Below are 13,363 nucleotides of genomic sequence, written 5' to 3'. Positions count from 1 at the left end.
AGAACGCAGACTAGCTTTCCGCCTCCCTACTCGAACACCTCATCCCCCGTCGGCTCGTAATGCGGCACCACATTCATGTTGTGCCGCAACTGGGAGAGCTCCCAGTACATCCGCTTGCGTGCACGGCTCTGGTTGCCCAGCGGCCGATGCTCGGGAACGGTGTGCCAAGGGTTGAACGACAGCCGCTTGGCAAACTCCATCTGCGCCGGTGAATCGAACTTCTGGCGCGGCAGCCGCAGCGTGGCGACGCTGACCCGTGGCGACAGCTTCTCCGGCCACAGCACGCCCGCGTTCTCGATCGGCATCAGATGCGGGTCGGTCTGCATCTGCAAGCGGATATCGAGTTCGACGTCGCCTTCCGCCAGCGACGCAACCATGGCATTGCGCAGGTAGTCGTCAGGCGGCCGCATCGGCAGGCGCGGTATCGGCGTGCGCTTCGTCGTCGTGGGCCAGACCGAATACTGCATCGCCTGGCCCTCCCCCATCAGGTACGGAACGCAGCTGAAGTACGGCGCCTCGAAAGGGCTGCTCTGCGTCTTGATGAACAGCGACTGCATGATCAGGTCGAGGAAGTGCGGGTCGCGCAGGTTCACGAAGTAGAAGATCTGCGCGTTCTTCACGCTCTCGATCTGCAAGGCCGCATTGCACTTGGCGTCGGGCGTGACGAAGGTGGGCGTGGAGACGGCGAACATGTCGAGCGTGTGCTTCTCCTCGTCCATCAGCTTCGGGCCGGGCACACCCATGAGCTTGATGCTGATGCTCATGAAGCCCACGTCGTCGATATCGGGCGTGATGTAGGGACCGGGCCCGGAAAAGCGCACCCACGCAGGAAAGATCTGGTGCTTCGCGTAGATGCCGCGCTTCATGTGCTCGGGGATGTCGTCGTGGACGATGAATTCCCCACGCACGATGCCTTGCGTCTTGGTGTTGCCGCCGCGCTCGAAGCCGCCGGGTTTCCACAGGTCGCTCATCTGGCGAGTGAAGCTCTTGACGATCGAGTCGGTGAAGCTGTCCTCGTCGGGCATGAGTTTTTCTTCGGCGATGCGCAGGCCTTCGTTCGAGCGCCGGCTGTTGATCATGGCGGTGGTGAGTCGTGCCAGCGGATCGCGCAGGAAAGCGTCGAAGGCAGGCCTGAAGAAGGGGTCGAAGCGCCGCTCCAGCCGAATGAACGCCATCCCCGAATCGCTGATGAAGTTGCGCAGCACGGAACCCGTGTTGGCCCTGGGCGTGGGGCGGCTGGCGTTCGAGTTCATGGCTGCACCTTGACCTTGGACAGATAGCGCAGCGCGCGACGGCTGGGCAGGAAGAAATAGGCGCCGCCCTGCACGGTAACGAATTGACGGAGGCCACACGCCCGCCTGTCGGGCCCGGAGGCCACCGGCATCGAGAAAGTGTCGGTGGTGGTGCCGTCCTCGCGCGGAAGATGATTTCCGATGAGCGGGTCGCTTTCATTGGACAACCCGGCGAAGCGCACGCCCGACAGCCACGCGGACTGCACGAACTCGAACTGCCGCGCAATGTTCGCGCCGAGGCAGATGAAGTGAAGGCCCGTCTCTTCGTGCGGCGGCACGCCGTACTCGCGTCCACGACGCAAGAGACGATGGAACCGGGTCGACGAGACGAGATCGTTGGCAAGCCCCTCGGCGTCGAAGCCCAAGGTGCGCGCCGCCCATGAAATGAAGCCGGGCTCGCCCGGCGGCAGGTCGGCGTTGCGCGGATTACTGCGCCGGATGTGAGCGCCGATGGGGCAGCGCAACCCTTTGGTGTCGCTGCGATAGGTGAACGTGTTGCGTGGGTCGCTTTCTCCGTCGATGGCTTCCTCAGGGTGGCCCATGAGCGGCTCGCCCTCCATCGTTCGCCCGACCATCTCCTCGGCCAGTTGCTTGCCGCGCACGGGGTCGCCTTGCGCCTGCTCGTCGATGAAGCGCCAGAAATCCGGAACGTTCTGCTTCAACTGGCGCAGGACCAGGTAGCTTCCGTTGCGGCCGAGGTCGGCCCGTTCGGGCGCGTCCTCCGCGCGCGCCAGGATGGCATCGGGGTCGCGCAGTGCGTCGAGCAAGGGCCTGTCGGTGTATTCGCCATACTCGTTGGGATAGCCCAGCAGGTACTCGCCGAGGCACGAGCGATTGGTGTAGTCCGACAGCTCCACGTCGCGCGCCGGTCGCTCGCGCTCCCAGTCGATCGTGGGCTCCGAGATGCCATCGGCAAAGCCGAAGGGCTCGACGCCATCCAGGTCGGAGGTCGTGAGCAAGGCCAGTTGCTCGAAACCTTCCTCGGCCTGCGACATGGCCTTGCTTCCCCATTCCGCCAGCCCACCGGGCATGGCATAGAGCATCACCAGCACATGCGGCATCTCGGCCGGCGAACCGCCCCATTGCCAGCATCCGGGATCGCTGTCGCCGAGGTCGCCGAGCCGGCGCGCGCGGCTCGAATCGCTACTCATGCCGACGATGAACTCCGACGAGAAGCCTTCGATGATGTCCTCCGCCACCTCGAGCGCACGCAGTCCGGCGCTGGTGAAGGCGATGTGCAGCGCGGTCTCCGGTGGCGACTCGAGCTTCGTTGCGCTGGTCACGGGCGCTTGTGCGATCCAGGCGCGCGCGGCCTCGGGATCGGTCACTCGCAGCAGCAGGAAGCACGCCTGCTTCAGGCGCGGATAGCCGAAGCGCACGAGGCCCTGGATGTCGTCGTAGTCGACCGGTTGTACGGTCATAGCAGCCTCAGCCATGCACGCGCCTGCTCGTCGCTCATGGAATGCATGTCGAATCCTTCGCGGATGCGCTGGTTGCGGTCCAGGTCGGTCAGCGTGAGGCCGGGGTAGGCCTTGTACCAGACCTGCGTGGGTACTTGATGCCGGCGCTGGTAGTACTTGAAGCGCAACTCGTGGTGCGCGCCACCTTTCACGAGCCAGTCCGTGCGCGGCCAGCCGAAGCCGTGGCTGAAAGCAAGGTTGAGGCCCCACGCGGCCTTGTTGACGAAGTCGTCCATATAGCTCTCATGACTGCCGTCGTAGCTGCTGGCGAACAGCACACGCACCTTGCCGTCGATGAAGACCCAGCGCGCGAAGTGAATCGTCTGTACCCGTGCCAGATGCCCGCGCCCGAAGACGTGTCGGCTTGCGTAGTCGATCAGGAGCAGGATGACCTGCACGAGATAGCGTCGAAACAGACCGGGCTTGACGGGGCCGAGCGCGGTGAAGCTATTGGTCAGGTCGTGGTCTTCGAGTTGCTGCATCTCGCGCACCGCGGCCCGGTCGGGTCGCGGGCAGAACTCGGGGTCGGTCTTCTCGTGGTGGCGCAACAGCACGATGACGATGGGCAACAGCACGATCCACAACGGCAGCAGCACCAGCCCGATCAACGGCACGCCGACGGCATGCATCAGGTTGCCAATCTGCCAGCCCGTCGGCGTGCGTTCGGTCGATGTGAGGACGAGCCGCCCGGCGATCATCTCGTCCTGCACGAAAGCCAGCAGTTCGCGTCGCATCGCCTGCGGGTCGATGGCGGCTGCCGCAGCGTCGCGCGGCACGCGTGACGACAACAGACGTTGCAGGGCGCTGTTCTGCTGGATGTGCTTCACGGTGCGTCCGATCCAGTTCACGTAGCCCGCGGCCGCCGGCGCACTGTGCGCCTTGAGCTTTGCCAGCAGGTCCGCGCCGGTGCCGAAGCCTTCGCAATGCGAGAACAGCTGGCGCAGCCCGTCGCCGGCGCGCTCGACGAACTCGGCCAGTTGCTCGTCCGCCGGGCCATCGCATTCGCCGAGAAAGCACAGGTACATCGGCACATGGGGGCGCGGCAGATCGAAGGCTTCCAGGTCGCTCATCGTCGTATCGGGCAGCAGCGCGAAGCGTGCGAAGTGCAGACCCTCGAACTCGCCGAAAGGCAACAACGCATTCGCCGGATCGGCCATGCCAGGCGTCACGTTCATGGTGTCCAGCAATTCCCGCAGACCGGCCTCGCGGCCTGCGGCCAGCGGCGCGACCACCATGAAGTGGGATTGGGGAGTCACCGCATCAGAACTTGAGGCAGAAGTCGATCAACCGGTCCTTGCCCAGATACACCTTGCCCAGATAGAAGTCCGGCGAGATGAGGCGGATCTCGTCGCGGATCCGGCGGGCCACCAGCGAAGTGTCGGAGTAGTCGAGGACGATGCATTCCTTGCCGTCGAGCCAGCTCTCGCCCTTGCTGACCTCGGCGACGATGGCCTCCACGCCGATCACCGTGATCTTGTTCTTCAGTACGCCGTTCTCGGCATCGAACACTTTTCCCTGCCATCCGAAGTGATTGATGATCTTCGCGATGGCCAACGAGTAGGTCGTGCCTGGCGCGATGATGGCCGTGCCTTCGGCCTCGCCGGAGGGAATATCGCCCGCCGGGCTGGCGCGAAACAAGTCGTCGAGTTGTTGCTGCGACATGTCGAGCAGTTGCTGCGCGTCATAGGCCATACGCCCTCTCCTCTGGGGAAACCCCGTCGTTCACAAAGTGTCAGCCAATCGCCAGGACCCGTCAATTTGCCGAAAGGGGTGTGCGATATGCATGCTGCAATACGACTTCGGCGGCCTTCTCCGCAATCATGTAGATCGGCGCCGCAACGAAGAAACCCGGTATGCGCGGGAACACCGATGCGTCGACGACACGAAGCCGCTTCACGCCATGCACGGTAAAGGTGCTGTCGAGCACGCCCCCTTCGCTGGCGTTGCCGATCGGGCACGAGCACGATGCATGATGTCCCCATGCCGTGCTGCGCACGTAGTCGGCCAGTGCCTCGTCGCTTTGTGCCGCGGGGCCGGGCGCCAGTTCCTCGACGATCCATCCGCTCTTGATCAGCGGCGCGGTCATTCGACGCACGAAGCGGATGGCTTCGATCACGGCTTGCAGATCCTCGCCTGACGAGTCGCTGCCCTCCTCGAAGTAGTGGAAGTCGACCAGCGGCATATCGAGGGGATCGGCGGACTTCAGGCGCACTGTGCCGGCGCGGTTCTGCGTGTGGGCTTTGAGCACTGCCCAGGTCAGTCGATCCGGGTGGTCGCGTATCCATTTCGAGAACCCGCTGAAGTAGCCCTCGAATCGCGCCAGCAGCGCCATGCAGAAAAGGTCCGGCTCGGCCTTCCCACGGGTCGCGGCGCTCGACTTCTGCACCACGCCGAGCGCCGCGCCGTTGGAGGCGTACATGCCGGCCTTTCCTTCCTGCCAGTGCCGCCACAGCGTGTCGTCCCGATCGAAGCGCGCGCCTTGCAGCACTTCCCAGGGTTCGCGCATGCGATGGGTGACTGCCACTTCGTAACGGTCCTGCAGATTGCGCCCGACGCCCGGCAGGTCGACCCGTACGGGGATGCCATGCGGAATCAGTTCGGCAGCCGGTCCGATACCCGACAGCATCAGCAGTTGCGGCGTGTTGAAGGCGCCGCCACAAAGGATCACCTCGCGCCGCGCCCGCACCTGACGTGGTTCGCCAGGCACATCGCTCGGCTGCGCATGGGCGCGATACAGGCGTGCGCCCTTCAGGTACTCGACGCCATTGGCCCCGCCGTCGGCATCGAAGAGCACGCGCGTGGCGAGCGCCTCCTGTTCGATGTGCAGGCGGGTGGGGTGCCGCTCGGCGACGTCGAGCAGTCGTTCCCGCACGCCGATGCGCCGACGGTCCGAGGTCGCGAGCGGGGTGTAGCAGATGCCCTCGAAGCTGCCGGATCGCATGTGCCACGCGTTGGGGTCCCCCAAGCCACGACGCACCCAGCGCAAGGTGCTGAGCAGAGGTGTCGGCAGACTGCTGGTGAAGGTCCTGGCGGTGTCGCGCAGCACGCGCACCAGCCCGTCGTCTCCAAGCACGGTGAGCGGGATCGACTTCTCCGTCTTGAGCCAGCCATGCCAGCCATGGCCCGTGGGGTCCAGTCCGATATGCCGCAAAGCACGCCACAGCGGCCTGTGCCGACAGTCCTCCACGCGCAGCGCGTACCGGCGCATGTTCGTCGCGCGCCAGGACAAGTCGCCGGTGAGGCGCGCAATGTAGTTCCAGTCCGAGGCATGCGGCAGCATGAAGATCATCGCGTTGTGAGAGGTACAGCCGCCCAGCGCCGCGGCACGCGGATAGAGCACGCCCTGCCCCACCTCGTGTTTCCAGTCCCTCGCCTGCTGGTCTTCGTCCTCGTAGTGGCGTACGCGGAAATTCCAGCTCATCGCCGCGTTCTCGCAGGCGAAGGCATGGAACGCCGGTACGTCGTAGTCATCGGGCAGGCGCGCGGCGTTTGCGCGCGGATCGCCGCCGGCCTCGAGCAAGAAGACGCGCATGCCTGCTTCGGCCAGCCGGGCTGCGAGGGTGCCCCCGCCCGCACCCGAACCGACGACGACGTAGTCCCAGTCGATCGATTCGGGTCCTGGCATGGGCGCGATCGGATCTTTGTCAGAAGGTCTTCAGGAAGGCAACCAGCGCGCGCTTGTCATCGTCGCTCAGTTCCGGCTCGCGGCCGAAGGCTCTCTCGTCGGCGCTCAGTCCGTCCTGGCGATTGAACTGGGCGGTGCCGAAGTAATGGCCGCGGTTGACCACGAAGTCCGGGCACTTGCTCAGTTCGAGCATCGGCTCACGAAGATTCACGAAGTGCTTGCGCAACTCTTCATCACTGGCGCCGGCCGGTGCGCTGGCCAGCGCGTGCTTGAGCTTCACCAGCAGCTCGCCTGCGTCCTTTACATGCTCGGCCTTGTCGCCGAGTCCATCGGACTCCGCGCGCAGCTTGAGGTTGGCGAGCAGGTTCACGGGCACGCCTTCGGGGATGGGCCCGAGCACGATGTCGCCGCCCTCCTTCACCAGCCACGGCAGCCACCGATTCAGCGCACCCTGCAAAGGCAGCAACGCGTCCGGCGCGAAGCCGGTCGGAATGGTCACCACGCTGCGCTCCGTCGTGCGGTCGATCGTGCCCTCGACCTTGTTGCCCAGCACCGCATCGGCCTTTCGCTTCTCGGGCCACAGCATCTGCTGAATCGCATCGTCGAAGACCTTCATGCGGGCCTCGACCGACGGATTGCCGTCGGGGTCCGCCTCGCCGACGGTGTTGTTCAGCAGGAAAGGCGCGGTCGACCAGACACTGATCAGCGAAGGCACGCGCGTGTAGCCGCGCCCGCCGGCCGGCATTGCATAGGGCTTGGCCTCACCCGTGAACGGATCGCGCAAGGTGACCGTGCCGACCGATGGCAGGCTCTTGTAGGTCTGCGATGAGAAGTTGTCCCAGATGTTGCCGCGCAGCGCGTTGGTGGCGAGTGGACTGCACGCGTTGGTGCGCAGCAGCGTCACCGGAATGCGTGCCTCGGTCGACAGGTAGTTGCTCTGCAGGAAGTCCGGCGCCTGGACGATCTTGCGCATCTGCGTCCTGTATTCGGGCGTCTGGGTCCAGTTCCAGTAGCGCTTGAAGCATTCGACGTAGCCGGGACCGGCGCAGCGCGCGGGGTTGATGTCGAGCGAGGCCGGCAGCGGCGGTGCCTTGCTCGAATGGCAGCGCGCACAGGTGTCGGCGAAGGCGGCCTTGCCGCGCTCCAGCGTGGCGGCATCGGCAGTGAGGTACTTGTCCCCGCCCGTCGCGTCCTTCAAGTGATCGGGCTGCGCGGCTTTCAGGAAGAACAGCGCCGTGTTCACCGTACCCAACTCGGTCGCCTGCCAATAGCTGGAGTTCTTCTGCGCCGATGCGATCTTGATCGGCGAGATGGTCTTGCCTCCGATCACCGGGTTGAAGTGCAGCAGCCATTCCTCGCTGAAGAGGCCTATGTTGAGGTACACGCGGTTGAGCGCACCGAGCAGCCCGACGGAATCCGCGCCGTCCTTGAGCACGCGCGGCGTGCGGACGGTGCCGTCCGCCTTGGTGAAGAACTCGGTCAGCGGCCCGCTGCTGACGAAGTCGTTGAACTGCTTGTTGTCGAGCTCGCCACCGGCGAGCCTTTCCTGTCCGATGCGCTTGGCCATCTCGAGGCGACCCACGAAATCGTAGACCGCGTTCATGGTCCGCGGGTTGTTGATTCCATCGGTCGAGACCAGCGAGGTGTCCATCGTGCCCGGCCGGTACGTGTGGGCAAGCTGGTACATGTAGTTCTTGCGCCCTTCGGGCTTGTTCGCGTTGTGGATGAAAAGCCGGTCCACCCACATGTACTGGGCGCCCACCGATGAGCTCAGGTTCTCGAACTTCGGATTGTTGGGGTCGGCCGGAGGCTTCACCGGACTCGGCCCCACATGGCAGAAGCCACACGACATGCCGACGCGGTACGGCCGCACCAGGTCCTTGCGGTTGTAGTAGCTCGGGTCTGTGTAGTACTTCTCCGCGTTCCATTCCTTGGCCGCCTTCTCGTCGAAGGCCGGATTGGGGAACAGGCGCAGGCCGGAGATGCCGGTGTTCCATCCGTAGAAAGAGCCGACAGGCTGCGTCGTGCCGTCGCCCAGCGGCTTGCCGCGCGAGCCAATCGCCACGCCGGGGTACTTGCTTTCGTTCTCGAAGGGATCGGGCGCGCAGTCCTTGCTGCGCACGTCGAGCCAGAGGCCGCGCCGGGCCTTGTCGGGGCCGGCGGCATTCTCGAAGCACGGTTCGTTCACCAGGCCGAAGGTCTTCCAGCGATTGACACGCGAATAGCCGAGGCTCGGATGCGAGCTGATGATCTTCAGCAGGTCGAAGGCGCCGAAGGTGTAGTCGGTCATCTGGTTCCAGAAGCGATCGTTGCCGCCGCTCCAGACCAGCCACATGTTGCGGCCTTTGATTTCCTCGGGCGACAGCGCGATGCCTCCGTCCATGTCGTGGAAGTAGTCCTCCGAGGCATGGGGGAACGACGCTGCATCCCGGCCCGCCACCCGGGCTTCGTCGAGCACTTCACCGGGCTGCGGCCCCTTGGAGCAGGCCGCAAGAACCGCGCACGCGAAAAGCGGCAGCAGCCTTGCGGCGTGCCAGCAAGCTTGGGTCATTGCCATTCCTCCTACGTCGACACCTTGGGTGAACGGGCAATCGAGTGCGCAGTTTGGAGGGGGGTCGATGCCTTGGCTATCGGCCATGCGCGCTAACGCGAAGGGCGTAGGCGCGCGAGGCTGGCTGGTCATGGAGCGGCGGCGGTGACATCATTCGCCGGCCCGAACTGGGCATCATTCGAGGAGACACCGCATGCAAGAACACACAAGGGTCGCTCGTCGCGGCTTTCTGAAAGCCGCCGCTGGCTCCGGCCTGGCCGCGCTGGGCGGACTGGCCTGCGCGCAATCCTTCGACTTCAAGCCTCAGCAGCGCTACCCGGACCCGGCCGTGATGATCCTGGACCCGAGCTTCACCAAGTACCGCATCTACAGCAGCACGGTGGAGCAGCTCGGCACCGGCATGCGCTGGGCCGAAGGCCCGGTCTATTTTCCCGAAGGTGGCTACCTGCTGTGCAGCGACATCCCCAACAACCGGCTCATGAAGTACGACGAGAAGACCGGCAAGTTCAGCGTGCACAAGACCAACGTCAACTATGCCAACGGGAATACCCGCGACCGCCAGGGGCGCCTGGTCTCGTGCGAACACTCCGTCACTCGCCGCATCGTGCGAACCGAGAAGGATGGCCGGATGACCGTGCTGGCCGACAGCTACGAAGGCAAGCGGCTCAACGCGCCGAACGACATCGTCGTCAAGTCGGACGACACGATCTGGTTCACCGACCCGATCTTCGGCATCAACGGCGAATGGGAAGGATCCAGGGCCACGCCCGAACAGGCGACGACCAATGTGTACCGCCTTGCGCCGGATGGCAAGCTCACCGCGATGATCACGGATCTCGTGAACCCCAACGGACTGGCGTTTTCGCCGGACGAGAAGAAGCTCTACGTGGTCGAGTGGAAAGGCACACCGAACCGAAGCATGTGGAGCTACGACGTGGCTGCCGATGGCGGCCTGGCCAACAAGACCAAGCTGATCGATGCGGAAGGCCCAGGTGCGTTCGACGGCTTTCGCGTCGACCGGGACGGCAACCTGTGGTGCGGCTGGGGCTACACGGGCGCCGTCGCGAGCGAGCCGACAGACATTGGCGGCGGCATGAAGGCGTACCTGCCGACTGGCAAGTCAGAGGAGATGGATGGGGTGAAGGTCTTCAATCCGCAGGGCAAGCCGATCGGGTTCATCCGGTTGCCGGAGCGTTGTGCGAATCTGGAGTTCGGGGGGCCGAAAAGAAATCGGCTCTACATGACGAGCAGCCATTCGCTGTATGCGTTGTTCGTGGAGGCGCATGGGGCGGTCTGAGCCGGTCACCCGTCGGCGGAAACGGGCGCCGTTCGCGGTCGGCGCCCGATCAGCACCCACGCGCTCAGCGCACTCACCAGCGCCAACCCCGCACAAATCAACATCACCCATCGAAACCCCGAGACGAATGACGCATTCACCGTTTGCCTGAGCGCCGCGCCCGCGGCGGCATCCACGCCCGCAGGCAGCATCGCGCCCGCAAGCTGGCTGCGCTGCGCTTCGAGGAAGACGGTGGTCTCTGCGGAAGCGCCGATGTCGCGCAAGCCCTCGCCAAGCCGTGTATCGAATGCCCAGGCCATCACCACCCCGAACACCGCGATCGCCAGCACCGATGCCGCGCGCGAGACCGCGTTGTTCACACCCGATGCAATGCCGGCCGACTCGGGCCCGACCGCGTTCATCACCGTGGTCGTGAGCGGCGCAACTGTGATGGTCATGCCCAGGCCCAGCACCACGACCGCCGGGAAGAACGCGGTCCAGTAGTTGGCTCCCACGCCCGGCACCGCGAACAGCGCGAAGCCCACCGCCGCGATGCTCGGCCCCACGACCAGCGGCAGTCGCGATCCGAAGCGATCGACCAGTTGTCCGGCCCAGCCCGAAAACGCGAACATGATCAGGATGAACGGCAGTAGCGCAGCCCCCGCGACCGTGGCCGAATAGCCTTGCACCTGGATCATGTTGAGCGGGAAGAAATACAGGCCGCCGCCGAGCGCCGCATACAGCAGCAGCGTCAGCAGATTGGCGCCACCGAAGTTTCCGATGCGCAGCATGGAGAGCGGCAGCATCGGCGACCGCACGCGAAGCTCCACGACGACGAACGCAATGCTCGCCACCACACAGGCGACGAGCGCGCCCGACACGGCCGGCGATGTCCACCCTTGCGTCGGCGCTTCGATGAACCCATAGACGACACCGCCCAGCGCGATGGTCGCGAGCGCCGCGCCCCAGAGATCGAGCTCCGCGGCGGCATCGCCTCCCCTGCTTTCGGGCACATGCCGCCACACGATCAGCAGCACGATCACGGCCATCGGCACGTTGACAAGAAAGGCCCAGATCCACGAGTAATGATCGACGAGGAAACCGCCGGCGACCGGCCCGATCGCGGCGGTGATGCCGCTCCACCCCGACCATGTGCCGATGGCGCGACCGCGTTCCTTCTCCGCAAACGAAGCGCTGATGAGCGCCAGGCTGCCGGGCACCAGCAACGCACCGCCGATGCCTTGCACGGCCCGCGCCAGGATCAGTTGCTGCACGTCGCCGGCCAGCGCGCAGCCCACCGAGGCGAACGCGAAGAGCGCGACACCGATCGCGAAGATCTTGCGGCGCCCGAAGTGATCGCCGAGCGAGCCGCCGACGAGCAGCAGTGCAGCGAGGAATAGCGCGTAGGACTCCACGACCCACTGCGCCTGGAAGGCCGTCGCGTGCAGATCCGCCTGAATGGCGGGCAGCGCGACATTGACCACCGTGCCGTCGATGAAGGCCATGCTCGAACCGATGATCGCCGCGGCGAGCACCCAGGGCTTGGAGGCCGGTGGGCAGCCCGCCTGTTCGCAACCGTGGCGAATCTGGTTGTCGTCCCCGGGTGGCTTGCCGAGCTGGGTCATGCTCTTGAGTATGGAGCGCAGTCCCGTGCCCGACAATCCCGCCGCATGACACGCTATGAAGCACTGGCCGCCGAGATCGCGGAATCCATCCGAACCGGTGTGCTCCATCCGGGTGACCGTCTGCCGTCCGTCCGTCAGGCCCGCGCCAGCCGTGGCGTGAGTCCATCCACCGTGTTCCAGGCCTACTACCTGCTCGAGGCCCAGGGCCTCATCCGTGCGCGTGAGCGCTCGGGCTACTACGTGGCCGACGGCGCCCGGCATCTTCCGCCCGAACCCGAAGTCGCATCGCAACCGGAGGACGACGCGGTCCCGCTCGACGTCAGCGAACGGGTGTTCGAGATCCTCGAATCGTCGATGGTGCGGAACGTGGTGCCGCTGGGTTCCGCCTTCCCGAGCCCTCTTCTCTTTCCACTGCGAAGGCTGGGCCAGATCATGGCGTCCAGCATCCAGAACCTCGATCCGTGGAGTACGGTGGACGATCTCACGCCCGGCAACGCGCGCTTGCGCCGGCAGATCGCGCTGCGGTACCTGGCCGACGGATTGCAGGTCCATACCGACGAGATCGTCGTCACCAACGGCGCGCTCGAGGCATTGAATCTGTGCCTCTCTACGGTGACGCGCCCCGGTGATGCGGTGCTGATCGAATCGCCGACCTTCTACGCCTCTCTGCAGGCACTGGAGCGCCTCGGCCTGGAAGCGATCGAAGTACCGACGCATCCGCGCGAAGGCATGGACCTCGACGCGCTGGAACGCGCCATCGAGCGGCACCGCCCGAAGGCATGCTGGCTGATGACGAACTTCCAGAACCCGCTGGGCAGCCTGATGCCGGACGCAAAGAAGAAGACGCTGGTCGAACTGCTGACGCGCCACGACGTGCCGCTCATCGAGGACGACGTCTACGGCGAGCTCTACTTCGGCGACAAGCGCCCGCTACCGGCGAAGGCTTTCGACACCGAAGGGATCGTCATGCATTGCTCGTCGTTCTCGAAGTGCCTGGCGCCCGGCTACCGCATCGGATGGGCCGCGCCCGGACGCTTCGCACGCACAGTGGCACGCGGGAAGCTGACGACCACGCTCGGCGCGTCGGCACCCGCGCAGGCCGGGCTGGCGGCCTATCTCGAAAAGGGCGGCTACGACAAGCACCTGCGCAAGCTGCGCCGCACGCTCGCCGAGCAGCAGACCTGCCTGGCGCAAGCCATCGGCGAGCACTTTCCGCCGGGGACTCGGGCCACGCGTCCGGCGGGCGGCTACTTCCTCTGGGTCGAGATGCCGAAGCAGGTCGATGCGCTCGAAGTTCATCGCCAGGCACTTTCGCAGGGCATCAGCGTTGCGCCGGGTCCGATCTTCTCGGCGCAACGCGGCTTCACGAACTGCCTGCGGCTGAACTATGGCCATGCGTGGGATGCGCGAACCGAACAGGCGGTGGCAACGCTGGGGGGCATTGCGAGCGCCACCTGGGTGCGCGAGCTTGCGCCCGAAGCCTCGTGATAGATTGCACGCCGGTGAGCGACACAGGGTCGATCGCCCGATCGAG

9 protein-coding genes are annotated in these 13,363 nt (G+C 65.3%); 2 read left to right on the top strand and 7 right to left on the bottom strand.

Annotated elements, in window-relative coordinates; genetic code table 11:
• Positions 1-26: 26 nt before the first annotated feature.
• The 6 genes from QTI04_RS22175 to QTI04_RS22150 form a co-directional block, all read right to left on the bottom strand.
• Positions 27-1,253, bottom strand: a complete 1,227-nt coding sequence (locus tag QTI04_RS22175; RefSeq protein WP_286617594.1) for a hypothetical protein — start codon at positions 1,251-1,253, stop codon at positions 27-29.
• A complete protein-coding gene (locus tag QTI04_RS22170; RefSeq protein WP_286617593.1) occupies positions 1,250-2,713 on the bottom strand; it encodes a hypothetical protein in 1,464 nt (487 codons plus the stop codon). Before QTI04_RS22170 ends, QTI04_RS22175 begins: the two co-directional genes overlap by 4 nt.
• Positions 2,710-4,008, bottom strand: a complete 1,299-nt coding sequence (locus QTI04_RS22165; protein ID WP_286617592.1) for a hypothetical protein — start codon at positions 4,006-4,008, stop codon at positions 2,710-2,712. The genes QTI04_RS22170 and QTI04_RS22165 overlap by 4 nt, the downstream gene beginning before the upstream one ends.
• A gap of 4 nt (positions 4,009-4,012) precedes the next feature.
• On the bottom strand, positions 4,013-4,444 hold the full coding sequence (locus QTI04_RS22160) for a hypothetical protein (protein WP_286598385.1): 432 nt from the start codon (positions 4,442-4,444) through the stop codon (positions 4,013-4,015).
• Positions 4,445-4,505: 61 nt separating this feature from the next.
• The gene (locus tag QTI04_RS22155; RefSeq protein ID WP_286617591.1) at positions 4,506-6,377 is read right to left on the bottom strand and encodes a GMC family oxidoreductase; all 1,872 of its coding nucleotides are present in this window, start codon (positions 6,375-6,377) and stop codon (positions 4,506-4,508) included.
• Between the two features lie 19 nt (positions 6,378-6,396).
• The gene (locus QTI04_RS22150) at positions 6,397-8,928 is read right to left on the bottom strand and encodes a hypothetical protein (RefSeq protein ID WP_286617590.1); all 2,532 of its coding nucleotides are present in this window, start codon (positions 8,926-8,928) and stop codon (positions 6,397-6,399) included.
• Positions 8,929-9,121: 193 nt separating this feature from the next.
• On the opposite strand from QTI04_RS22150, the gene QTI04_RS22145 reads away from it, so the two are divergent.
• Positions 9,122-10,225 carry an SMP-30/gluconolactonase/LRE family protein gene (locus QTI04_RS22145; RefSeq protein ID WP_286598382.1) on the top strand — a complete coding sequence of 368 codons (1,104 nt, stop codon included), beginning with the start codon at positions 9,122-9,124 and terminating at the stop codon, positions 10,223-10,225.
• Between the two features lie 5 nt (positions 10,226-10,230).
• Here the strand turns inward: QTI04_RS22145 and QTI04_RS22140 are convergent, their stop codons facing one another.
• Positions 10,231-11,829: an MFS transporter gene (locus QTI04_RS22140; protein WP_286617589.1), complete on the bottom strand. Its 1,599-nt coding sequence runs from the start codon at positions 11,827-11,829 to the stop codon at positions 10,231-10,233.
• A gap of 45 nt (positions 11,830-11,874) precedes the next feature.
• On the opposite strand from QTI04_RS22140, the gene QTI04_RS22135 reads away from it, so the two are divergent.
• Positions 11,875-13,317 (top strand): PLP-dependent aminotransferase family protein, encoded by a 1,443-nt coding sequence (locus QTI04_RS22135; RefSeq protein ID WP_286617588.1) that lies wholly within the window; start codon positions 11,875-11,877, stop codon positions 13,315-13,317.
• Positions 13,318-13,363 lie beyond the last annotated feature (46 nt).

Source organism: Variovorax sp. J22R115, from assembly GCF_030317005.1.
Taxonomy (GTDB): domain Bacteria; phylum Pseudomonadota; class Gammaproteobacteria; order Burkholderiales; family Burkholderiaceae_C; genus Variovorax.
This window is presented reverse-complemented; position numbering and strand designations above follow the sequence as displayed.